Here is a 23,013-nt window from a genome sequence, read left to right on the forward strand (position 1 = left end):
ACGAGGTCGCCCTCGCGCCGCACGGACACACGCGCCCCGCGCGGCGCCGCCTGCCGCGCCGCCGCCACCGCCACGCCCTCCGGGTCCTGCCGGGCCACCACGCGGGCCCCCGCCCTCGCGGCATCCACGCACTGGATCTGCGCGGATGCCGCCAGCAACGTCCAGAGCAACGCCATCGTGAACAGCACCAGCGTCGGCAGCACCACCGCCGCCTCCGCCGTCACGAAGCCACGGTCCGTTGCCCACGAGTCCCTGATTCGTCTCCCCCGCCCCTTCTCGGAACGGGGCACCCCGGTCTCAGAACGGGACATCGAGCGCCTTCTCCACCACCGCCTGCAGCGCCGCCTGGACCTGCCCGCTCGTCACCACCTTGTAGAGCAAGCCGGCGAATCCCACCGCCGCGATCAAACCCATCGCGTACTCCGACGTGACCATTCCCGCGTCCCGCTCCCGGCACCGCAGCCGCGCCGCCCCTCGCCGCCAGACACTCGCCCGCGTACGCATGTGTTCTTGTTCCTGCACCTTCAACCCCCGTGAAATTGCTGCTTCTTGTGTCGTTTCCGATGTCGTGTCGCCTCGTGGTGCTGATCAGTTCATTGCGCCCCCAACAGGCCCTCCGCCATTCCGATCACCACCGGCAGCACCCCGACCGTCACGAACGCCGGCAAGAAGCACAGGCCCACCGGCGCCGTCATCAGGACCGCCGCTCTCCGTGCCCGCGCCGTCGCCGCCCTGCCCCGTTCCGCTCGGGCGTCCGCGGCCAGGCGGGACACCGGGTCGGCCGCGGGCGCCCCGGACTCGCCCGCCCGTTCCAGGAGCCTGGCCAGCGCCGCGGCGCCCGGCATCGCGGCCAACTGCCGCCATGCGTCCGACGGTTCGCCGCCCAGCCGCACCTCCGCCGCCCCTCGCGCCAGTCGTTCGCCCACCGGGCCCTTCAGGGACTCCCCGACCGCCTGCGCGGCCGCCACAGGGCCCGCTCCGGCGGCGACACATGCCGCCAGGAGGTCTGCGGCCAGGGGGAGTTGGCGTTCCGCTTCCGTTGCCTGGCCGCTGGCGTCCGGTCGGTGGGCCGTACGCGTCCGTTTCCCGTATCGCCGTGCGCCGTATCCCAGCGCCGCCCCCGCCACGAGCCCTGTGACCCCGCCCAGCAGTACATAGGCCGCGCTCGCCACTCCCAGTGGGCCCAGCCACGTGAGGGGCACGCCTCGCAGGGGCAGGCGTCTCCCCCGGCGTCCCGTAGGGCGCCGTTCCGTGCCCAGGACCCGGGCTGTTCGTCGCCGTGACGCGCTCTCCCGGCGTGCCGCCAGCGCCGTCAGCGTCAGCCAGAGTGCGGCCAGTGCGAACCAGGCCGGCATCCCCAGCCTGTGGACGCCGCTCATTGCCTCTCCGCCCCTCGCACGATCCGCAGCGCCCACCACACCCCGACGCCCTCCAGTACCGCGCCCGCCGCCAGGCAGGCGAGGCCCGGGGGCGTGTGGAGCAGCACCCTCAGTGGCTCGGCTCCCAGCGCTGTGCCCATCAGCAGGCCCAGGGCCGGGAGTCCCGCGAGCATCACGGCCGTCGATCTCGCTCCGGCCAACTGCGCTCTCAGGTCGGACTGTTGGTCGCGTTCCGAGCGGAGGGCGGCCTCCAGGCGTTCCAGGCCCGCCGCGAGGCCCGCGCCGCGGTCCACCGCCACCAGCCAGCACGCCGCAAGACCCAGCAGGCCCTCGGAGCCCGGCTCCCGCGCCGCCGCCTTCAACGCCCCCGGCACGTCCCCGCCGAACCGCGCCGCCGCCAGCACCGCGCTCCGGGCGTCGGGTGAGGCCACGCCCACGTCGACCGCTCCGTCCAGAGCCGTGCGCAGCGCCTCGGCGGGCTGCCGTCCGGCCCGCACCTCGCCCGCGAGCGTCCCGCAGAGCGCGATCACCGCGGCGGATCGTCGCGACCGCTCCCGTCGCGCCTCGGCGGCCCGCAGCGCCCGGCCCGCGAGCGGCACTCCCATCGCGCCCGCGATCAACGGCAGCACGGATTGCCCGAGCAGTGCGATCACCGCCCCCGCCACCAGGCACCACCATTCGTGCCCCACTCGGGCCGGGACCGTCGCGCGCAGGCGCCGGAGGTGACGAGTGTGCGGTTTGTCCGGGTAGTTCGGGTTCTCCGAAGCCTCGCTCCTCGCGAGCAGCGTCCGCGCCCGTCGTCTGTCCTGGTCCCGTCGGCTCACGAGCCAGGCCGCGATCGCCGCGCAGACCACCGCCGCCCACATCGGCGCGCTCACGGGGCATCACCCCCGGTCGGGTCGCCTCCGAGGAGTGCGCTCAGGCGTGGCCAGCCCCTCTCTCTGGTGAAGGACCGCTCTGCCCAGCGCAGCGCCGGCACCGTCTCCACCAGGCCCGAAGCGGTCCGCTCCAGCACGTGGACCTCGGCGATGCGGCGGCGGCCCGTCCGGTCGCGTACGAGATGGACGACCACCGACAAGGCGGCCGCCAACTGGCTGTGCAGGGCCGCCCGGTCCAGGCCCGCGGCCGTCCCCAGGGCCTCCAGGCGTGCGGGGACGTCCGCCGCGGCGTTGGCATGGACCGTGCCGCAGCCTCCCTCGTGTCCCGTGTTCAGCGCGGCCAGCAGGTGGACCACCTCCGCACCCCGCACCTCGCCGACGACGAGGCGGTCGGGCCGCATCCGCAGGGCCTGGCGGACCAGGTCGTCCAGGCCCACCAGGCCCGCCCCTTCCTGGTTGGCGGGGCGGGACTCCAGCCGCACCACGTGCGGGTGGTCGGGCCTCAACTCCGCGGAGTCCTCGGCCAGGACGATCCGCTCCTTGGGGCCGACCAGGCCGAGCAGTGCGCTCAGCAGCGTCGTCTTGCCGCTGCCCGTGCCCCCGCTGATCAGGAAGGACAGACGGGCGTCGAGGAGGGCGCGCAGGATCCGGTCGCCGCCCGGCGGGACCGTGCCCTCGGTGATCAGCTCGGGGAGCGTGAAGGCACGGGGCCGTACGACCCGCAGGGACAGGCAGGTCGAACCCACGGCCACCGGTGGCAGCACCGCGTGCAGTCGCGTGCCGTCCGGGAGGCGGGCGTCGGCCCAGGGCCGCGCGTCGTCCAAGCGGCGCCCCGCCACGGCCGCGAGACGCTGTGCGAGCCGCCGCACCGCCGCCGCGTCCCGGAACGTGACGCCCGTGAGCTCCAGGCCGCCGCCCCGGTCCACCCACACCCGGTCGGGCGCGGAGACCAGCACGTCGGTCACCGAGGGGTCGGCGAGCAGCGGCTCCAAAGGGCCCGCCCCGACCAGTTCCGAGCGCAGCTCCGTCGCGGCGCCGAGCACTTCGGCGTCCCCGAGCACCCGGCCCTGCGCCCGCAGCGCCTCGGCGACCCGGGCCGGGGTCGGCTCCGTGCCGCTCTCCGCGAGCCACTGGCGCACCCCGTCCAGCATCCGGGCCCCGACGACGGCGCTCATGCGTCTCCTCCCACGGCGTCGGCCGGCAGCCGGTCCCAGAAGGCGGCGCAGAACCGCGCCAGCGGTCCGCGCGCCGCTCCCCCGGGCGGTGTGCCGGCCGCCTGCGCCTCCAGCAGGCCCGCCTCCCAGGGCACTTCGCCGACCAGGGGGAGACCGAGCAGGCTCGCCACCTCCTCCGAGTCCAGTCCGCCGGATCCGGCGGACTGCGCGACGACCACCCGCAGGTCCCGCAGCACCAGGCCCGCGGCCGACGCCACCCGGCGCGCCCCGGCCACCGCGCGCAGTTCGGCGGGCACCACGAGGAGCCCCAGGTCCACCTGCGCGAGCGCCTCGGCGACGCCCTCGTCCACCCGGCGCGGCAGGTCCACGACCACCGCGCCGCCCCTCCGTCGGGCCGCGGAGACCACCGCCCGCACGGCCTCCGGGGCGACCGTGACCGCGTCGCCCCGGTCCCAGCTCAGGACCCGCAGCGCGTGCAGCTCGGGCAGTGACTCCTCCAGCGCGCCGCCGCCGACCCGGCCCCGCGACGCGGCGAAGGCGGGCCATCGCAGGCCCTCGGCGCCTTCGCCGCCCAGGAGGACGTCCAGGCCGCCGCCCAGCGGGTCCGCGTCGACGAGCATCGTGCGCCGCCCGGTCCGCGCCGCCGTGACCGCGAGGGCGCAGGCCAGGGTGGAGGCCCCGGCTCCGCCGCGTCCGCCGATGACCCCGACGGTGAGCGCGGGGCGTCCCACGCCTTCGGCCACGTCGGCGATGCGGTCCACGAGCCACTGCTCGCCGTCCGGCAGGAGCAGCACGTGGTCGGCGCCGATCTCCACGGCCCGCTGCCAGACCCCGGAATCGTCCTGATCCCGCCCAACCAGCACGACACCCCGTCGCCGCGCGGCCCCGCGCACCCGGTCCGCCGCGTCGTCCCCGACCAGGACGAGCGGCGCCGAGTCCCAGCCCTGTCTGCGCTCAGGACCGCCGTGGTGCACCTCGGGCAGGGCGCCCGCCGCAGCGCACAGCCGCAGCAGGTCATCCAGCAGCTCCACGTCCTCCGTGACGATCAGTGGTCCGCCCGGCCGTCCGTCGGACGGCGCGACCCTGTCGTGTGAAATGACTCCACCCACGATCTCCATCCCCCTCTCACCGCAAGCCCCTGTGAATGCCGCGCCCCGCATCCGCGAAGAACCGGACAAAGCAATCCGGCCATGAACTCCGCAAGCGGAACGAGTGGAATCAGCGTGCGACGATCCGGTAAATCGTGTGGATCTTGGTCAATAACTGTGGACAAGGCGGGGGCTGTGAATATCTCCATCACCCATACCGGTGACATCCCGCCGACTTCGGGCCGACTTCCGCAGAGCAGCCTTACGACTACGCACAGTGACGAATCCTGGGCAGGCCACGAGGACGCCGCGAGAGCGTGAAGGGAGGCCCAGGGGGCGGAAGAGGATCAACGGAGGGCTCAAAAACCCGTCCGGACATGCGACGACCCCCGCCGGGGGGGAGAGCGGGGGTCGTCCCCACGGTCCGGCTCGGGGGGGGAGGAGCCAGACCGGGTTAGCACGGTCGCGAACGATCCGTGACTTCCATGGTGTACCCGAGAGCCCTCTCAGGCAAACCCACGCGCCTCAGCTTACGCCGAATGGTGGGCGCCTATGCTCGGGCTCGTGGAAAACCACTCCTTGCCCCGCACTGCCGCGTTCTTTGACCTGGACAAGACGGTCATTGCGAAGTCGAGCACGCTCACCTTCAGCAAGTCGTTCTACCAAGGCGGCCTGATCAACCGCAGAGCGGTACTGCGCACCGCGTACGCGCAGTTCGTCTTCCTGGCGGGCGGCGCCGACCACGACCAGATGGAGCGGATGCGCGAGTACCTCTCCGCACTGTGCCGGGGGTGGAACGTCCAGCAGGTCAAGGAGATCGTCGCCGAGACGCTGCACGACCTGATCGACCCGATCATCTACGACGAGGCCGCGTCCCTCATCGAGGAGCACCACGCCGCCGGCCGCGACGTCGTCATCGTCTCCACCTCGGGCGCCGAGGTGGTCGAGCCGATCGGTGAACTCCTGGGCGCGGACCGGGTGGTGGCCACCCGCATGGTGGTCGGCGACGACGGCTGCTTCACCGGAGAGGTGGAGTACTACGCGTACGGGCCGACGAAAGCGGAGGCGATCAAGGAGCTCGCGCAGTCGGAGGGGTACGACCTCGACCGCTGCTACGCCTACAGCGACTCGGCGACCGACCTGCCCATGCTCCAGTCCGTCGGGCACCCCTTCGCGGTCAACCCCGACCGGGCGCTGCGCCGGGAGGCCGTCACGCGCGCGTGGCCGATCCTCGACTTCCACCGCCCGGTCCGCCTGAAGCAGCGTCTGCCCGCCCTCTCCGTGCCGCCCCGGCCGGCGCTCGTCGCGGCGGCCGCGGTCGGCGCCGCCGCGGCCACGGCGGGCATCGTCTGGTTCGCCAGCCGCCGCCGGGCCGCCGCCGGACAGCGAGCCCTCGGAGCCGGGGCAGCAAGCCCCTGACCAGGCCGGAAACCGGCGTCCGTTTCGGACGTGTTTGAACCTAAAAGTAAAGAAGTGCAGCCAGGGCTTCCGCTTCCCGCGGGACTGGAGTACAAAGGATTCAACGGCCCGCGAGACCAAGGACATCCGAGAGGATCACCTTTAAACGCAACGAAGGCCCCACGGACCGAAGCATGAACACCAGGCACCCACGCGACGTCGACCCGTCGATTACGGGCCAGCCGCACCAGGTGACGGGCAAGGTTCCCGACCTGATGGGCAACACTTCGAGGACGCTTGGTAACCCGGTGGACATGCCAGCGGCGGTACGGATTCCGTACCGCCGCAACCCTTTTCCGGGCTTTTGCGCCGCGCCTCTTTTTCGGATTTCCGCGCCGCGCCGCTTCCGGGCTTCTACGCCGCCCCGCGCTGCAGCGCCTCGCAGACCGCGGTCGACTCCCTGACGCCGAGCACAACGGCCTTGCCGCAGTGGTCGATCCACGCGGCCATGCCCTCCGGCGTGCCGGAGGCGTACCCGTCGAGGGCCGCCACATAGGCCGCCCGGCCCAGCTCTCCGTAGCCCGCCTCCGCGGGGCAGATCGACTTCGGGTCGAGACCGCTGCCCACCAGGACGATGCGCTCGGCGGCCCGCGCGACCAGGCCGTTGTGCGAGCCGAACGGCCGCAGGCTGATCAGCTCTCCGTGGACCACGGCCGCCGTCACCAGCGCCGGCGCCGAACTGCCCGCGATGATCAGCTGCGACAGCCCCTCCAGGCGGCCCGCGACCTCGTCGGCGTCCGGTAGCGGAAGCTCGATCAGCGGCTCGTCGACGGGCTCGCCCGCCAGACGGGGACGGCCCGCGCCCTCGGTGGAGTCCGCCGCGGCGACCAGGTGCAGACGCGCCAGGACCCGCAGCGGCGACTGCCGCCAGATGGACAGGAGTTGACCGGCCTCGGCGGTCAGCCGCAGGGCCGCGCCGATCGTGCGGGCCTCGTCGTCACCGCTGAAGTCGCTGCGCCGGCGGAGCTCTTCGAGGGCCCAGTCGGCACCGGAGAGCGCCGCGGAACCGCGGGCGCCGCGCAGCGCCGCCTCCGAGGTGATCTCGTTGCTGCGGCGCCGCATCATGCGGTGTCCGTAGACCCGGTCCACGGCCTTGCGCACGGAGGCCACGGAGTCGGCCACACCGGGGAGCGCCCCGAGGGCTGCGAGCGGATCGGCTGTCGTACTCATGAGTACGACCCTACGTACTCCAGGGCGCCGCTCCACGAAGGAGTGGTCTTCTTCACGTGACCTATGCACCGAACGTAAACATACGACTACCCTTCGTGGTCATGAAAATCGCTTTCGTGGGGAAGGGCGGCAGCGGCAAGACGACGCTGTCCTCGCTCTTCATCCGCCACCTCGCCGCCACCGGATCGCCCGTCATCGCGGTGGACGCCGACATCAACCAGCACCTGGGCCCCGCGCTCGGCCTCGACGAGGCGGAGGCCGCCGAGCTGCCCGCCCTGGGCGCCCGCCTGCCCCTGATCAAGGACTATCTGCGGGGCTCCAACCCCCGGATCGCCTCCGCCGACACGATGATCAAGACGACGCCCCCGGGAGAGGGCTCGCGGCTCCTGCGGGTGCGCGAGGACAACCCCGTCTACGACGCGTGCGCGCGGCCGGTGGAACTGGACGACGCCACCGTGCGTTTGATGGTCACCGGGCCGTTCACCGAAGCCGACCTCGGTGTCGCCTGCTACCACTCCAAGACGGGAGCGGTGGAGCTGTGCCTGAACCACCTGGTCGACGGCCGTGACGAGTACGCGGTCGTGGACATGACCGCGGGATCGGACTCCTTCGCCTCCGGCATGTTCACGCGCTTCGACATGACGTTCCTGGTGGCCGAGCCGACGAAGAAGGGGGTCTCCGTCTATCGCCAGTACAAGGAGTACGCACGCGACTTCGGCGTCGACCTCAAGGTCGTCGGCAACAAGGTCCAGGGCCAGGACGACGTCGACTTCCTGCGCGAGCAGGTCGGCGACGACCTCCTGGTCACCGTCGGGCACTCGGACTGGGTACGGGCCATGGAGAAGGGCCGCCCGCCCCGCTTCGAGCTCCTGGAGGAGGAGAACCGCCAGTCCCTGCGCGCGCTCCAGACGGCCGTCGACGCCACGTACGAGCGCCGCGACTGGGAGCGCTACACCCGCCAGATGGTCCACTTCCACCTGAAGAACGCGCAGAGCTGGGGCAACGAACGGACGGGTGCCGACCTGGCCGCCCAGGTCGACCCCGACTTCGTCCTGCGTGAGCAGATGGTCGCCACGGCCTGACCGGGGTCACCGGGGTGCCGCCGCTCGACCGCCGGGTGCTACGGCTTGACCGCCGGAGCGCCCGGGACACCCTTCGGAGCGGGCGCGGGCCGGGCGGAGAGGAAGGCCGGCCAACCCTCCTTCGGCGCCTTGCCCACCGGGAGTTCGGTCAGCTTGGCCAGCGTCTTCGGGTCCTGCGCGTCGAGCCAGTCGGCGAGTTGGCGGAAGGAGACGCAGCGCACCTCGGGCTTGGTGCAGACGCGCTCGACGGTCTCCTCGATGGCGCGCATGTACGTGCCGCCGTTCCAGGACTCGAAGTGGTTGCCGATGATCAGCGGCGCGCGGTTGCCCTTGTAGGCGCGGTCGAAGCCCTGGAGCAGGCCGTCACGCATCTGGTCGCCCCAGTACTCGTGCTTGGCCGGGTCGCCGTGCGAGGTCGAACCGGACTGGTTGACCATGAAGTTGTAGTCCATCGTCAGCGTCTCGAACTGACGGCCGGGGACCGGGACGAGCTGCATCGACAGGTCCCACAGCCCCTCCTTCTTCTTGGGCCACAGCTGGTTGTTGACGCCGCTGGTGTCATAGCGGAAGCCCAGCTCGCGGGCCGCGCGCATGAAGTTCTTCTGGCCTTCGAGGCAGGGCGTGCGGGCGCCGATCAGTTCCTTGTCGTAGTCGAAGGGCAGGGGCTGCGCCTTCGTCGTGCCCGTGTTCGTCTTCCAGCCCTTCACAAAGGACTTGGCCTGGTTGATCTCGCTCTTCCAGTCCTCGACGGACCACTCGCCGACCCCGCGCCCCGCGCCGCAGAAGTGGCCGTTGAAGTGCGTGCCGACCTCGTTGCCCTCCAGCCAGGCGCCGCGGAGCTGGTCCACGGTGTCCTTGATCCCCTGGCGGTCGTTGAAGCCGATGTCCGAGCTGCCGGCCAGGTGCTGCGGCGGCTTGTAGAGCTTCCGCTTCTCCTCGGGAAGCATGTACACGCCGCTGAGGAAGTAGGTCATCGTGGCGTTGTTCCGCTTGGCCACCTTGCGGAAGTGCGAGAACAGCTTCTGGCCGTCCTCGCCCGCGCCGTCCCAGGAGAACACCACGAACTGGGGCGGCTTCTCGCCCGGCTTCAGGCGGGCGGGTCTGGGCAGGTTCGGCTGCTTGCCCGTGAAGGCCGTCGAGCCGTCGCCGATCATGCGGACGGGGGCCTTGGGCGCCGGGGCTCCGGCCGGCTTCTTCGCGCCGTGGGCGCCTTCCTTCGTGCCGGACGCACCGCCGGCACAGCCGGCCAGTGCGGCTACGCACGCCACGAGGGCGGTGAGGCTCGCGGTGATCCTCCGGGTGGCGGCCATCTTCCGCCCACCTTCTTTCCGTGCAAGTCGGTACAGATCGGTACGCAAACTCACACGTGGACCGAAAATGACACGTTCCGACAAGCCGACGAGATTTCTTATTCACTCATCAGAGTGATCGATTGCCCCATTTGCGCGGATAATCCGCCCACGCCCTTTACTCTGCATTACGGTTCATTTACCGAGAGTTGAGATATCCCGCCGCTGCACGCCGTGACCCACGGCCGCGACCCGCCCTCCGGAGGCCTTCCGGAGGACCCCTTGTTCCGCGACCGCGCCGCCCCGGAGGAGACGGGAAGACATGTCTGCCTGCGTTCCCACTCGCACCACCGACTCGACCCACAAGCCCAGCGCACAGGGGCCCCACGGCCCGCCGCGCCGCAAGAAGTTCCGCATCGCCGGCGCCGACCTCTCCGCGTCGGTCGCCGTCTTCCTGATCGCCCTTCCGCTGTCCCTCGGCATCGCCCTCGCCACCGGAGCGCCGCTCCAGGCGGGCCTCGTCGCCGCCGCCGTCGGCGGCATCCTCGCCGGAGCGCTCGGCGGCTCACCGCTCCAGGTCAGCGGCCCCGCCGCCGGCCTCACCGTCGTCACCGCCGACCTCATCCAGCGGTACGGCTGGCGGACCACCTGCGCCATCACCGTCCTCGCCGGCATCGCCCAACTCGGCCTCGGCTGCCTGCGCGTGGCCCGCACCGCGCTCGCCGTCAGCCCCGCCGTCGTCCACGGCATGCTCGCCGGCATCGGCGTCACCATCGCCGTCGCCCAGCTGCACATCGTCCTGGGCGGCACCCCGCAGAGCTCCGTGCTCGACAACCTCCGCGCGCTGCCGGCCCAGTTGGCCGACCTGCAGCCGGCCGCCCTGACGATCAGCCTCCTGACCCTGGGGCTCCTGCTGCTCTGGCCGCGGATTCCCGGGCGCGTGGGACGCATCGCCCGGATCATGCCCGCCGCGCTCGTCTCGGTGGCCGCGGCCACGGCCGTCTCCCAGCTCGCCGGACTCCGGGTCGACGAGGTCGACCTGCCCTCGTGGCGCAGCCACGCGCTGGTCGGGCTCCCCGAGGGCCCCGCGCTCGGGCTCGTCGCCGCCGTGCTCACCATCACGCTGGTGTGCAGCGTCCAGTCGCTGCTCGGCGCCGTCGCCGTCGACAAGCTCGTCGCCCGCCGGCCCGAGGTGCACGTGGGCGTGCGCCGCTCCGACCTCGACCGCGAGCTGCTCGGCCAGGGCTCGGCGAACATCGTCTCCGGCGCGCTCGGCGGACTCCCCGTGGCCGGTGTCGCCGTCCGCAGCGTGGCGAACGTCCGCGCCGGCGCCGTCAGCCGGAACTCCACGATGCTGCACGGCGTTTGGGTGGTAGTGGCCGCGCTGCTCCTGGTGCCCGTCCTGGAGCTCATCCCGCTCGCCGCGCTCGCCGCCCTCGTCATGGCCGTCGGCATCCAGATGGTCAGCCTGAACCACATCCGGACGATCACGCGCCACCGCGAGATCCTCGTCTACGCCGTGACCACCCTCGGCGTGGTCTTCCTCGGTGTCCTCGAAGGCGTGGCGCTCGGCGTCGCCGTCGCCGTGGCCGTCGCGCTGCACCGCCTCGCCCGCACCCGGATCATCCACTGCGAGGAGGACGGCGTCCACCACGTGCGCGTGCGCGGGCAGTTGACGTTCCTCGCCGTGCCGCGGCTGAGCCGGGCCATGCATCTCGTGCCTCAAGGAGCAGAAGCAATCGTGGAGTTGGACGGCTCTTTCATGGACCATGCCGCGTTCGAATCGCTGCAGTGCTGGCAGGACCAGCACACCGCGCAGGGCGGCACCGTCGAGATCACCGGGCGCGGCGGGACCCGTATCGCCGAGCCCGCCGGCGCCGCGCACTCCTGCTGCCGGCCCTGGACCCCGTGGCGCAACCACCACTGCGACCGTCCGCAGGAGGAGCAGCGCGAGGGGAAGGCCAGCAATCACCAACTGGCGAGCGGCATCAGCGCGTTCCAGCGGAACACGGCGCCGTTGGTGCGCGGTGAGCTCGCCCGCCTCGCGCGCGAGGGGCAGCAGCCCGCACAGCTCTTCCTGACCTGCGCGGACTCCCGGGTCGTCACCTCGATGATCACGTCGAGCGGGCCCGGCGACCTCTTCGTCGTCCGCAATGTGGGCAATCTGGTGCCGCTGCCGGGCGCCGAGAGCGGTGACGACTCGGTGGCGGCCGCGATCGAGTACGCGGTGGACGTGCTGCGGGTGCGGTCCATCACCGTGTGCGGGCACTCCGGGTGCGGGGCGATGCAGGCGCTGCTCAACACGCCGCCCGGGGGTGCGCAGACGCCGCTGAAGCGGTGGCTGCGGCACGGCCGGCCGAGCCTGGAGCGGATGGGCGCGCAGGACAGGGCCTGGGCGCGCCTGGCCGGGCGTGCGCCCGCCGACGCGGTCGAGCAGCTCTGTCTGACCAATGTGGTCCAGCAGTTGGAGCATCTGAGGGCGCACGAGTCGGTGGCGCGTCGCCTTGCCGACGGCGATCTCGAGCTGCACGGTATGTACTTCCACGTCGGAGAGGCGCAGGCCTATCTGCTGACGGAGGGCACCGACGCCGAGGAACTCCCCGACGAGGTCTTCGATCAGGTGGCGCCCACAGCACAGGTCAAGGTCTAGTCGGGGTCCGGCGGACCGCGTCCGGGTAAAGGTCTAAACCAATTTTCGGCAGGCCCTTGTCACCACGGGTTGTGTCTGATGAGCTGTGGCTTCGGACACAACGGACACCCTGGGAAAGGGAGATGTCGTGAGCAACGAAAGCCTGGCCAACCTCTTGAAGGAGGAGCGTCGCTTCGCGCCGCCGGCGGAGCTGGCGGCCGCCGCAAACGTCACCGCGGAGGCGTACGAACAGGCCAAGGCTGACCGGCTCGGCTTCTGGGCCGAGCAGGCCCGCCGGCTGACCTGGGCCACGGAGCCGACCGAGACGCTCGACTGGTCGAACCCGCCGTTCGCCAAGTGGTTCGCCGACGGGCAGCTCAACGTCGCGTACAACTGCGTCGACCGCCACGTCGAGGCGGGCAACGGCGACCGCGTGGCGATCCACTTCGAGGGTGAGCCCGGCGACAGCCGGGCCATCACCTACGCCGAGCTCAAGGACGAGGTCAGCCGCGCGGCCAACGCGCTGACCGAGCTGGGCGTCCAGAAGGGCGACCGGGTCGCCGTCTATCTGCCGATGATCCCCGAGGCGGTCATCGCGATGCTGGCCTGTGCCCGCATCGGCGCGACGCACTCGGTGGTCTTCGGCGGCTTCTCCGCCGACGCGATCGCCGCCCGCATCCAGGACGCGGACGCCAAGGTCGTCATCACGGCCGACGGCGGCTACCGCCGGGGCAAGCCCTCCGCGCTCAAGCCGGCCGTGGACGAGGCCGTGGGCCGCGTCGAGGACGTGCGCCACGTCCTCGTGGTGCGCCGCACCGGCCAGGACGTGGCGTGGACCGAGGGCCGCGACGTGTGGTGGCACGAGGCCACGCAGAAGCAGTCCGCGGACCACACCCCCGAGGCGTTCGACGCCGAGCACCCGCTCTTCATCCTCTACACCTCGGGCACCACGGGGAAGCCGAAGGGCATCCTGCACACCTCCGGCGGCTACCTCACGCAGGCGTCGTACACCCACCACGCGGTCTTCGACCTCAAGCCGGAGACCGACGTCTACTGGTGCACGGCCGACATCGGCTGGGTCACCGGCCACTCGTACATCACGTACGGCCCGCTGGCGAACGGCGCGACGCAGGTGATGTACGAGGGCACCCCCGACACCCCCCACCAGGGCCGCTTCTGGGAGATCGTCCAGAAGTACGGGGTCACGATCCTCTACACGGCGCCGACCGCGATCCGGACGTTCATGAAGTGGGGCGACGACATCCCCGCGAAGTTCGACCTGTCCTCGCTGCGGGTGCTCGGGTCGGTCGGCGAGCCGATCAACCCCGAGGCCTGGGTCTGGTACCGCAAGAACATCGGCGGCGACACGTGCCCCATCGTGGACACCTGGTGGCAGACCGAGACGGGCGCGATGATGATCTCGCCGCTGCCCGGCGTGACCGAGACCAAGCCGGGCTCCGCGCAGCGCGCGCTGCCGGGCATCTCCGCCACGGTCGTCGACGACGAGGCGAACGAAGTGCCGAACGGCGGCGGTGGTTACCTCGTCCTGACCGAGCCGTGGCCGTCGATGCTGCGCACCATCTGGGGCGACGACCAGCGGTTCATCGACACGTACTGGTCCCGCTTCGAGGGCAAGTACTTCGCCGGTGACGGTGCCAAGAAGGACGAGGACGGCGACATCTGGCTGCTCGGCCGGGTGGACGACGTGATGCTCGTCTCCGGGCACAACATCTCCACCACCGAGGTCGAGTCGGCGCTCGTCTCGCACCCGGCGGTCGCCGAGGCGGCGGTCGTGGGCGCGGCGGACGAGACGACGGGCCAGGCCATCGTGGCGTTCGTGATCCTGCGCGGCTCGGCGAACGCCGAGGACGAGGGTCTCGTCGCGGACCTGCGCAACCACGTGGGCGCCACGCTCGGCCCGATCGCCAAGCCGAAGCGGGTCCTTCCGGTGGCCGAGCTGCCGAAGACCCGGTCCGGCAAGATCATGCGCCGTCTGCTGCGGGACGTCGCGGAGAACCGCGAGCTGGGTGACGTCACCACGCTCACGGACTCCTCGGTGATGGACCTGATCCAGTCGCGGCTGCCGGCGGCGCCCAGCGAGGACTGATCCACGGCCCCCTCGGGCCGTCACGGGCACCCGGCGCCAAGCGCGCCGGGTGCCCCTTTTGCGCTTAAGGTGAAGATCACTGGATACGTCCGGGCGTACGTTAGGTAAGCTAAGGATCGCGTCAACAACGCGACAAGAAACATCTAGGTGCGCCGGGAAGTCTGGTCGGCATGTGCTCTGTCCTGCCTACCCGACCGGAGGTCGACTCTCGTGGCCGCGCCCGCACCCAGCACCGACAAGCGCAAGGTCCTCGGACGCCTCTCCCTGCCCGAGCGGAACTTCGTCGCCAACGCCCTGCGCACCGAGACCGTCGGCGGCGTCCTGCTGCTCGTCGCCGCCGTCACCGCGCTCATCTGGGCCAACACCGCCGGCGGCTCCTACGAGTCCGTACGCACGTTCCACCTCGGACCCGGCTCGCTCGGCCTCGATCTGTCCATCCAGCACTGGGCGGCCGACGGACTGCTCGCGGTCTTCTTCTTCGTGGCCGGCATCGAACTCAAGCGCGAGCTGGTCGCGGGTGACCTGCGCGACCCCAAGGCCGCTGCCCTGCCCGTCATCGCGGCGCTCTGCGGCATGGCCGTGCCCGCGCTCGTCTACGTCCTGGTCAACACCGTCGGCGGCGGCTCGACGGACGGCTGGGCCGTACCGACCGCGACCGACATCGCCTTCGCGCTCGCGGTCCTCGCGGTCATCGGCACCTCGCTGCCGTCCGCGCTGCGCGCCTTCCTGCTCACGCTCGCCGTCGTCGACGACCTCTTCGCGATCCTCATCATCGCGGTCTTCTTCACCAGCGACCTGAACTTCGCGGCCCTCGGCGGCGCCGCCCTCGGCCTCGCCGTCTTCTGGCTGCTGCTCAGGAAGCGGGTGCGCGGCTGGTACATCTACGTTCCGCTGGCCCTGGCCATCTGGGGGCTGATGTACAACAGCGGCGTCCACGCCACCATCGCGGGCGTCGCCATGGGCCTCATGCTGCGCTGCCACAAGGAGGGCGACAGCGAGGAGCACTCCCCCGGCGAGCACATCGAGCACCTGGTGCGCCCGATCTCCGCGGGGCTCGCCGTGCCGCTGTTCGCCCTGTTCAGCGCCGGTGTCGCCGTCTCCGGCGGGGCGCTGGGCGACGTCTTCACCAAGCCGGAGACACTCGGCGTGGTGCTCGGTCTCGTGGTCGGCAAGGCCGTCGGCATCTTCGGCGGCACCTGGCTCGCGGCGCGCTTCACCAAGGCCGAGCTGAACGAGGACCTGGCCTGGCCCGACGTGTTCGCGGTCGCCTCCCTCGCCGGCATCGGCTTCACCGTGTCGCTCCTGATCGGCGAACTCGCCTTCACCGAGGACCCGCTGCTCACCGACGAGGTCAAGGCGGCCGTCCTGCTGGGCTCGCTCATCGCGGCGGTACTCTCCGGGATCCTGCTGAAGATACGGAACGCCAAGTACCGCAAGCTGTGGGAGGACGAGGAGCGCGACGACGACCTCGACGGCATCCCCGACATCTACGAGATGGACAACCCCGAGTACCACCTCCGGATGGCCGCCATCTACGAGAAGAAAGCCGCCGAGCACCGCAGGCTTGCCGAAGTCTCGGGTGGGGAACGCGAGGATGGCAGCGGTCCGGCATGATCTGAGCAGACATATCTCAGAAGAGATCAGAAGAGAAAAAGGGGAGAACGCGATGAGCTCACCCGACGCCCCCGTCGGCTCCGAGCGCAGCCTCGGCCAGTTGGTCGCCACGGCGACCAGCGAGATGTCCGCGCTGGTGCACGACGAGATCGCGCTGGCCAAGGCCCAGCTGCGACAGGACGTCAAGCGCGGTGCGCTCGGCGGTGCCGCGTTCGCCGCGGCCGGCGCCGTCCTCATCTTCTCGCTGCCGATGCTGAGCTTCGCCCTCGCGTACGGGATCCGTACCTGGAGCAACTGGAACCTCGCGATCTGCTTCGTGCTGTCCTTCGCGGCCAACGTGCTGGTCGCCGGGCTGCTCGCGCTGATCGGCGTCGTCTTCGCGAAGAAGGCCAAGAAGGGCAAGGGCCCGCAGAAGGTCGCCGCCTCGGCCAAGGAGACGGCCGCCGTACTGGGGAACGTCAAGCCGCATCCCCGTACGGTGAGCCCCGCGGGTGCCGTGAGTGGCCGAGTCGGTGAGACGGCGGACGCTGTGGCACGCTCGTCTTCATGACGGACCCCGCTCCCCAGGACCACGCCCCCGCCGCCCATTCGGCGCAACCCGCATCGGTTGTGCGCGTCGAAGGGCCCTGGACCCACCGGGACGTGGCCGCCAACGGAGCGCGCTTCCACATCGCCGAGATGGGGGACGGGCCGCTGGTCCTCCTGCTGCACGGCTTTCCGCAGTTCTGGTGGGCGTGGCGGCACCAGATGGTGGCGCTCGCCGACGCGGGCTTCCGGGCCGTCGCGATGGACCTGCGGGGCGTGGGCGGCAGCGACCGCACGCCGCGCGGCTACGACCCGGCGAACCTGGCGCTCGACATCACGGGCGTGGTGCGCTCGCTCGGCGAGCCGGACGCCGCGCTCGTCGGGCACGACCTGGGCGGCTATCTCGCGTGGACGGCGGCCGTGATGCGGCCCAAGCTGGTGCGCCGCCTCGCGGTGTCCTCGATGCCGCACCCGCGGCGCTGGCGCTCGGCGATGCTGTCCGACCGCAAGCAGACCGCGGCGGGCTCCTACGTGTGGGGCTTCCAGCGGCCGTGGCTGCCGGAGCGTCAACTGGTCGCCGACGACGGCGCCCTGGTGGGCCGTCTGGTGCGGGACTGGTCGGGGCCGCGACTGCCGGACGACGACGCCGTCCTGACGTATCAGCGGGCCATGTGCATCCCGTCGACGGCGCACTGCTCGATCGAGCCGTACCGCTGGATGGTGCGGTCGATGGCGCGGCCCGACGGCATCCAGTTCAACCGCCGCATGAAGCGCCCGGTGCGGGTGCCGACGCTGCATCTGCACGGGTCGCTGGATCCGGTGATGCGGACGAGGAGCGCGGCGGGCTCCGGCGAGTACGTCGAAGCGCCCTACCGCTGGCGCCTGTTCGACGGCCTCGGCCACTTCCCCCACGAGGAGGACCCGGTGGCGTTCTCCACGGAGCTGGTCAACTGGCTGAAGGACCCCGAACCGGACCGGTGACGCCGTCGGAGGCGGTGCCGCCCGGCCCGGTGACGCCGTCCGGATGTGGGGGCGCGCGGGGGTTTCGCGGGGTGGATGAGAACACCTGTCCTACGAACGCCAATTGCCTGGCGCATAGGCCAATTGGGGCCCCTGTGCGCGGTTACCGACCATGAGGCACGGGCACACGTCGGGGTATGGGCTGGACGCACGACTACAGTGACGCAGCACGCAATCGCCGCTCGGCCACAGCGCTGAACAGCCACGAGAGGGGCGGGCCACAGGATCCGGGCCATCACGGCCCCCCTCAGGAAATGGGCATTCCCCGCATCCTCCGCCGGAGGGCCCGATGGGTCTCCGCGCGGCTTCGGCACACGCGCGACTGACCCCGTCCTCCGGGTCTCCTTGCCGCCGGCCTAGAGCGCGCAGCCCTGGCTGTCGACCTCCTGGTTGGCGGTGCGGCCCCGCTCGATGTCCTCGCGCACCTCGTCCGCCGTCAGCGCATAGCCGGTGTCGGGGTCGTCGAGGGACTTCGCGAACACCACGCCGTAGACCTTGCCGTCGGGTGTGAGCAGCGGGCCGCCGGAGTTCCCCTGGCGGACGGTCGCGTAGAGCGAGTACACATCACGGCGCACGGTGCCGCGGTGGTAGATGTCCGGGCCGTTGGCCGTGATGCGGCCGCGCACGCGCGCGGGGCGGACGTCGTAGGGCCCGTCCTCGGGGAAGCCCGCGACGATCGCTCCGGCGCCGCTGGTCGCGTCCTTGGACGTGAACTGCAGGGCGGGCGCCCTGAGCGTGGGCACGTCCAGGACGGCGATGTCCCGCTCCCAGTCGTAGAGGACGACCTTCGCGTCGTACGTCTGGCTCTGACCGCCTATCTGGACCGTCGGGGAGTCCACGCCGCCGACCACGTGCGCGTTCGTCATCACGCGGCGGTCGGCGAAGACGAAGCCGGTGCCCTCCAGGACCTTGCCGCAGCTGCGGGCCTCGCCGCGGACCTTCACGATGGAGCGCTTGGCGGTCGTGGCGACCTGGCTCTTGGCGAGCTTGGGGTCGGGGGGCTGGACCTCCGTGATCGGCTCGTTCGAGAACGGGCTGAAGACCTGCGGGAAGCCGTTCTGCGCGAGGACGGAGGAGAAGTCGGCGAACCAGGTGTCGGCCTGGCCGGGCAGCGCGCGGGAGACGCCGAGGAGGACCTTGGAGTTGCGCACCTCCTTGCCGAGCGTCGGCAGGGTGGTGCCCGCGAGGGCGGAGCCGATCAGCCAGGCGACCAGGAGCATCGCCACCACGTTGACCAGCGCGCCGCCCGTCGCGTCCAGGGCGCGGGCGGGCTGCCAGGTGATGTATCTGCGCAGCTTGTTGCCGAGGTGGGTGGTGAGGGCCTGGCCGATCGACGCGCAGACGATCACGATGACGACGGCGACCACCGCCGCGGTCGTGCTGACCCCGGCCGCGTCGTCGTCCGTGAGCGCGTCCCAGATGATCGGCAGCAGATAGACGGCGACGAGACCGCCGCCGAGGAACCCGATCACCGAGAGGATGCCGACCACGAAGCCCTGGCGATAGCCCACGATCGCGAACCACACCGCGGCGAGCAGCAACAGGACATCCAGCACGTTCACCGATTCAATCCTCGCCTCGCATCGCGGTCGCCTCGTCCCCGCAACCTTGTCATGCGCGCCAGTCGAGCGGGACCTGCTTGGTGCGGTCCCACGGGCGCTCCCAGCCTGCGAAGTGCAGGAGTCTATCGATCACTCCGGCCGTAAAACCCCAGACCAGAGCGGACTCGACGAGGAACGCGGGGCCGTGGTGACCGCTGGGGTGGACGGCCGTCGCGCGATTGCCCGGGTCCGTGAGATCGGACACGGGGACCGTGAAGACACGGGCGGTCTCGTTCGGATCGACGACGCCCACCGGGGTCGGTGTGCGCCACCAGCCGAGCACGGGCGTCACGACGAAATCGCTCACCGGGATGAAGAGGCGGGGCAGCACGCCGAAGAGCTGGACGCCCCGGGGGTCGAGGCCCGTCTCCTCCTCGGCCTCGCGCAGGGCCGCGCGCAGCGGGCCGTCCGTCCGCGGATCGCCGTCCTCGGGGTCGAGGGAGCCGCCGGGGAAGGAGGGCTGCCCGGCGTGCGAGCGCAGGGAGCCCGCGCGCTCCATCAGGAGCAGCTCGGGACCCCGCTCGCCCTCTCCGAAGAGGACGAGTACGGCGGACTGGCGGCCGGCGCCGCTCTCCGGGGGCAGGAAGCGGCTCAGCTGGCGCGGCTGGATGGTCTCGGCGGCGTCCACGACGGGCGTCAGCCACGGGGGCAGGCCGTCCTTGCTGAGGAGGGCGTGGCCGTCGTGGCGGCCGTGGTCCGCCCGCTGCCGCCCTCTCCCGCCCGTGGCCGTCTCGCTGCTCCTTTCGCTGCTCGTCGCGCTGGTCGTCTCGCTCGCGTGCGTCATCGGCACCCCCGTCCGTCTCTGGACAACGCTCTCGGCCTCCCCGTTCGTTCCACCCGGCGTGTTCGTCACCCCCCGGCGAGCGGCGGCGCCGGCTTGCCCGGGTAGTCCGCCGGCGGCTTGAGGCGCTGGCCCGGGAGGCCGCCCATCTCGTACTTCAGGAGCTTCTTCGCCTTCTCCGGGTCCGTCTCCCCTTCTCCGTACGAAGGACAGAGCGGGGCGATCGGGCAGGCGCCGCAGGCGGGCTTGCGGGAGTGGCAGATGCGGCGGCCGTGGAAGATCACGCGGTGCGAGAGCATCGTCCACTCGCTCTTCGGGAAGAGCGCGGCGACGGCCGTCTCGACCTTCTCCGGGTCCGTCTCCTCGGTCCACTTCCAGCGGCGCACCAGGCGGCCGAAGTGGGTGTCCACGGTGATGCCGGGGACGCCGAAGGCGTTGCCGAGGACGACGAAGGCGGTCTTGCGGCCCACGCCGGGCAGCTTCACCAGGTCGTCGAGGCGGCCGGGGACCTCGCCCCCGAAGTCGTCGCGCAGCGCCTTCGCCAGGCCCATGATCGACTTCGTCTTGGCGCGGAAGAACCCGGTCGGCCTGATCAGCTCCTCGACCTCCTCGGGGACGGCCGCGGCGAGGTCCTCCGGAGTGGGGTACTTGGCGAAGAGGCGCGGCGTCGTCTGGTTCACGCGCAGGTCGGTCGTCTGGGCGGAGAGGACCGTGGCGACCAGGAGCTCGAAGGGGTTCTCGAAGTCGAGCTCCGGGTGGGCGTACGAGTACACCTCGGCGAGCTCGCGGTTGATCCGCCGGGCGCGGCGGACGAGGGCGGTGTGGGACTCGGGCTTGGCGGCGGACTTCTTGGGGGCCGGGACCGGGGCGGTGTTCTTGGCGGTCGCCTTTTTGGGGGTCGCTTTCTTGGCGGTCGCCTTCGTGGCGGTCGTCTTCGTGGCGGTCGTCTTCTTTGCCGGGGGCGTCGCCTTCTTGGTGGCTGCCTTCTTGGTGGCTGCCTTCGTGGCGGTCGCCTTCTTCGCCGGGGCCGCTGCCTTGGTGGCGGTCGTCTTTCTCGCCGTCACCTTCTTGGTCGCCGCCGCCTTGGTGGCTGTCGTGGCCGCCGTCTTCTTCGCGGCGGGGGCCGCCTTCTTCGCCATGGGTGCCTTCTTCGCCGGGGCTGCCTGTCGTGCGGGACGCGCGGGTCGTGCGGGACGATCGGCTCGCGTCGGCTCCTTCGACACGGCCGTCACCCCTGTCCGTTTTGTCGCTTTGCCGGGGTTACTGGACGCGTGTTCGCCCACAGCGGAATCACGGAGGGCAGCCGCCTGCTCAGCCCCCTCGGCCTGCGCTCTCACCGGCTTTTTGGACACCCGGCCAGCCTAGAGCCCGGCACCGACATCCGTCCTTGACCCCATCGATCGGCCCCCAATTGGCCCCCTCCCGCACAGCATGCGACGCCAGTGCGGCAGACTTGTGACTGATCACACTGTTTGGACCGTCCGGCAAAATGGGGAACACGGTCCCCTGATATGCGGGGGAACCAAGATCCCCTGAGCAGGTCGACAAGGAGAGAACTCGTGGACGACGTTCTGCGGCGCGCCCCGCTCTTCGCGGCGCTCGATGACGAGCAGGCCGCGGAGCTCCGCGCCTCCATGAGTGAGGTGACGCTCGCGCGCGGGGATGCGCTTTTCCATGAGGGCGACCCCGGAGACCGCCTGTACGTGGTCACCGAGGGCAAGGTGAAGCTCCACCGCACCTCGCCCGACGGCCGCGAGAACATGCTCGCGGTGCTCGGTCCCGGTGAGCTCATCGGTGAGCTGTCGCTCTTCGACCCGGGGCCGCGGACGGCCACGGCCTCCGCGCTCACCGAGGTGAAGCTGCTCGGCCTCGGCCACGGCGACCTCCAGCCCTGGCTGAACGCGCGCCCCGAGGTGGCCGCCGCGCTGCTGCGCGCCGTCGCCCGGCGCCTGCGCAAGACCAACGACCAGATGTCCGACCTGGTCTTCTCCGACGTCCCGGGCCGTGTGGCCCGCGCGCTGCTCGACCTGTCGCGCCGCTTCGGCGTGCAGTCCGAGGAGGGCATCCACGTCGTGCACGACCTCACGCAGGAAGAGCTGGCCCAGCTGGTCGGCGCCTCCCGCGAGACGGTCAACAAGGCGCTGGCGGACTTCGCGGGCCGCGGGTGGCTGCGCCTGGAGGCACGCGCCGTGATCCTCCTGGACGTGGAGCGCCTCGCCAAGCGGTCGCGCTGACGATCCGTTCGTACGGTGCCGGGCCCTGCCTCTTCGGAGGCGGGGCCCGGTGTCGTACTCCCCCGGAGTGTCCTGCTCCGCCGGTTGCCCGCGGGAGTGCCGTACTCCCCCGGTTGCCCCGCGCGCACGGCGTGACCTCGGCGGTTCCGCGTTGCACAGTTGCCCCATGACCAGCAGTGGTGCCGTCGCCGATGCCGGGGCCGGGCTCGACCCGGACGGGTACATCGCGCGTGAAGGGTCCCTCGCGCGCGTGCCGGACGCGTTCCGGCCCGTCGTCGCCGCCGCGCGCGACCGGGTGCTCGCGCTCTTCGGTGCGCGGCTGGACAGCGCGTACCTCTACGGGTCCGTGCCCCGCGGGACCGCGCGCGCCGGGCGGTCCGACCTCGATCTGCTGATCGTCCTGCGCGAGGAGCCCACCGGGGCCGACCGGGCCGCCGTAGACGCCCTGGAGGCAGCCCTCGACGCGGAGTTCGGGGAGGTCGACGGCGTCGGGGCGCTGCTGCTCGGGCGGGCGCGGGTGCTGAGCTCCCTGGAGACGTACGACCTGGGGTGGTTCGTCGCCTGTCTCTGCACGCCGCTGCTCGGCGACGACCTGGCGGAGTTCCTGCCGCGCTACCGGCCCGACACGGTGCTCGCCCGCGAGACCAACGGGGACCTCGCGCTCCTTCATGCCGCGCTGGGGCGGCTGGACCAGCGAACTCGACCGGATGGCCGAGGTGTTCGCGCGGTGCTACCCGGAGTGGGGCGAGCGGATCCGTGCGGCCGCCGCCGTCGCGTACGAACCCGTCGCCGACCGGGCCCTCCTCGCCTCGTACACCGAGGAGATCGGGCCCTGGCTGGCCGGGGAGTACGCGCGCGTGCACGGGGTCAAGGCGGGACGGGACTGAGGGGGCCACGCGTGCGTGGAGCGCGAGAGCGGCACGCGTGGGTGGAGCGCGTGGGTGGAGCGCGTGTGTGTCTGTCCGTCAGCGGGTGGGCGGGGT

The 23,013-nt window shown here is 71.6% G+C and carries 20 protein-coding genes and 1 pseudogene; 10 read left to right on the forward strand and 11 right to left on the reverse strand.

The genetic code is table 11. The annotated features are described in order from the left end of the window. The 6 genes from AOK22_RS43990 to ssd form a co-directional block, all read right to left on the reverse strand. Positions 1-311 (reverse strand): TadE family type IV pilus minor pilin (locus tag AOK22_RS43990; RefSeq protein ID WP_079036595.1); only part of this gene is annotated, 311 nt, incomplete at its 3' end. Beyond that, the gene (locus AOK22_RS15810) at positions 298-504 is read right to left on the reverse strand and encodes a DUF4244 domain-containing protein (protein WP_055699296.1); all 207 of its coding nucleotides are present in this window, start codon (positions 502-504) and stop codon (positions 298-300) included. The genes AOK22_RS15810 and AOK22_RS43990, both read right to left, overlap by 14 nt. Before the next feature lie 89 nt (positions 505-593). Next, positions 594-1,379 carry a type II secretion system F family protein gene (locus tag AOK22_RS15815; RefSeq protein ID WP_055699297.1) on the reverse strand — a complete coding sequence of 262 codons (786 nt, stop codon included), beginning with the start codon at positions 1,377-1,379 and terminating at the stop codon, positions 594-596. Further along, positions 1,376-2,245 (reverse strand): type II secretion system F family protein, encoded by an 870-nt coding sequence (locus AOK22_RS15820; RefSeq protein WP_055699298.1) that lies wholly within the window; start codon positions 2,243-2,245, stop codon positions 1,376-1,378. Before AOK22_RS15820 ends, AOK22_RS15815 begins: the two co-directional genes overlap by 4 nt. A gap of 8 nt (positions 2,246-2,253) precedes the next feature. After that, positions 2,254-3,432: a TadA family conjugal transfer-associated ATPase gene (locus tag AOK22_RS15825; protein WP_055699299.1), complete on the reverse strand. Its 1,179-nt coding sequence runs from the start codon at positions 3,430-3,432 to the stop codon at positions 2,254-2,256. After that, positions 3,429-4,550 carry a septum site-determining protein Ssd gene (gene ssd / locus AOK22_RS15830; protein ID WP_425264031.1) on the reverse strand — a complete coding sequence of 374 codons (1,122 nt, stop codon included), beginning with the start codon at positions 4,548-4,550 and terminating at the stop codon, positions 3,429-3,431. Before ssd ends, AOK22_RS15825 begins: the two co-directional genes overlap by 4 nt. Before the next feature lie 522 nt (positions 4,551-5,072). On the opposite strand from ssd, the gene AOK22_RS15835 reads away from it, so the two are divergent. Next, a complete protein-coding gene (locus AOK22_RS15835) occupies positions 5,073-5,939 on the forward strand; it encodes an HAD family hydrolase (protein WP_055699300.1) in 867 nt (288 codons plus the stop codon). A gap of 393 nt (positions 5,940-6,332) precedes the next feature. On the opposite strand, the gene AOK22_RS15840 is transcribed toward AOK22_RS15835, so the two are convergent. After that, positions 6,333-7,148, reverse strand: coding sequence for a Fic family protein (locus AOK22_RS15840; protein ID WP_055699301.1), 816 nt, complete (start codon positions 7,146-7,148; stop codon positions 6,333-6,335). Positions 7,149-7,249: 101 nt separating this feature from the next. Between AOK22_RS15840 and AOK22_RS15845 the strand changes: the two genes are divergently transcribed. Then, complete coding sequence (locus tag AOK22_RS15845) at positions 7,250-8,230, forward strand: ATP-binding protein (protein ID WP_055699302.1); 981 nt, start codon at positions 7,250-7,252, stop codon at positions 8,228-8,230. Positions 8,231-8,268: 38 nt separating this feature from the next. Here AOK22_RS15845 and AOK22_RS15850 read toward each other — a convergent pair whose 3' ends face one another. Then, positions 8,269-9,540, reverse strand: a complete 1,272-nt coding sequence (locus tag AOK22_RS15850) for a polysaccharide deacetylase family protein (protein WP_055699303.1) — start codon at positions 9,538-9,540, stop codon at positions 8,269-8,271. 301 nt (positions 9,541-9,841) lie between these two features. Between AOK22_RS15850 and AOK22_RS15855 the strand changes: the two genes are divergently transcribed. From AOK22_RS15855 to AOK22_RS42745, 6 genes are all read left to right on the forward strand, one after another. Beyond that, entirely contained in the window at positions 9,842-12,169 is a 2,328-nt protein-coding gene (locus tag AOK22_RS15855) for a bifunctional SulP family inorganic anion transporter/carbonic anhydrase (RefSeq protein ID WP_055699304.1), read from the forward strand. An 85-nt stretch (positions 12,170-12,254) separates the two neighbouring features. Then, positions 12,255-14,255: an acetate--CoA ligase gene (acs, locus tag AOK22_RS15860; RefSeq protein ID WP_079036591.1), complete on the forward strand. Its 2,001-nt coding sequence runs from the start codon at positions 12,255-12,257 to the stop codon at positions 14,253-14,255. Between the two features lie 210 nt (positions 14,256-14,465). After that, positions 14,466-15,869, forward strand: a complete 1,404-nt coding sequence (gene nhaA / locus AOK22_RS15865) for a Na+/H+ antiporter NhaA (RefSeq protein WP_079036592.1) — start codon at positions 14,466-14,468, stop codon at positions 15,867-15,869. Positions 15,870-15,921: 52 nt separating this feature from the next. Then, positions 15,922-16,419 carry a phage holin family protein gene (locus AOK22_RS15870; RefSeq protein WP_055699306.1) on the forward strand — a complete coding sequence of 166 codons (498 nt, stop codon included), beginning with the start codon at positions 15,922-15,924 and terminating at the stop codon, positions 16,417-16,419. Further along, positions 16,416-17,375, forward strand: a complete 960-nt coding sequence (locus AOK22_RS15875) for an alpha/beta fold hydrolase (RefSeq protein ID WP_055699307.1) — start codon at positions 16,416-16,418, stop codon at positions 17,373-17,375. Before AOK22_RS15870 ends, AOK22_RS15875 begins: the two co-directional genes overlap by 4 nt. A 176-nt stretch (positions 17,376-17,551) precedes the next feature. After that, entirely contained in the window at positions 17,552-17,740 is a 189-nt protein-coding gene (locus tag AOK22_RS42745; RefSeq protein WP_079036593.1) for a hypothetical protein, read from the forward strand. 30 nt (positions 17,741-17,770) lie between these two features. Here AOK22_RS42745 and AOK22_RS15880 read toward each other — a convergent pair whose 3' ends face one another. From AOK22_RS15880 to nth, 3 genes are all read right to left on the reverse strand, one after another. Then, positions 17,771-18,976, reverse strand: a complete 1,206-nt coding sequence (locus AOK22_RS15880; protein WP_055699308.1) for a MarP family serine protease — start codon at positions 18,974-18,976, stop codon at positions 17,771-17,773. 49 nt (positions 18,977-19,025) lie between these two features. Next, a complete protein-coding gene (locus tag AOK22_RS15885) occupies positions 19,026-19,799 on the reverse strand; it encodes an NUDIX hydrolase (RefSeq protein WP_079036594.1) in 774 nt (257 codons plus the stop codon). A gap of 65 nt (positions 19,800-19,864) precedes the next feature. Next, positions 19,865-20,935 carry an endonuclease III gene (gene nth / locus AOK22_RS15890; protein WP_063795269.1) on the reverse strand — a complete coding sequence of 357 codons (1,071 nt, stop codon included), beginning with the start codon at positions 20,933-20,935 and terminating at the stop codon, positions 19,865-19,867. 420 nt (positions 20,936-21,355) lie between these two features. Here nth and AOK22_RS15895 point away from each other — a divergent pair, with 420 nt between their 5' ends. Both AOK22_RS15895 and AOK22_RS15900 read left to right on the forward strand, forming a co-directional pair. Continuing rightward, positions 21,356-22,030 carry a Crp/Fnr family transcriptional regulator gene (locus tag AOK22_RS15895; RefSeq protein WP_016642758.1) on the forward strand — a complete coding sequence of 225 codons (675 nt, stop codon included), beginning with the start codon at positions 21,356-21,358 and terminating at the stop codon, positions 22,028-22,030. Positions 22,031-22,196: 166 nt separating this feature from the next. Then, positions 22,197-22,917, forward strand: a pseudogene (locus AOK22_RS15900) (nucleotidyltransferase domain-containing protein). The last annotated feature ends 96 nt before the right edge of the window (positions 22,918-23,013 follow it).

The sequence above is a fragment of the Streptomyces silaceus genome, assembly GCF_001419745.1.
GTDB classification, from domain to species: Bacteria; Actinomycetota; Actinomycetes; order Streptomycetales; family Streptomycetaceae; genus Streptomyces; species Streptomyces silaceus.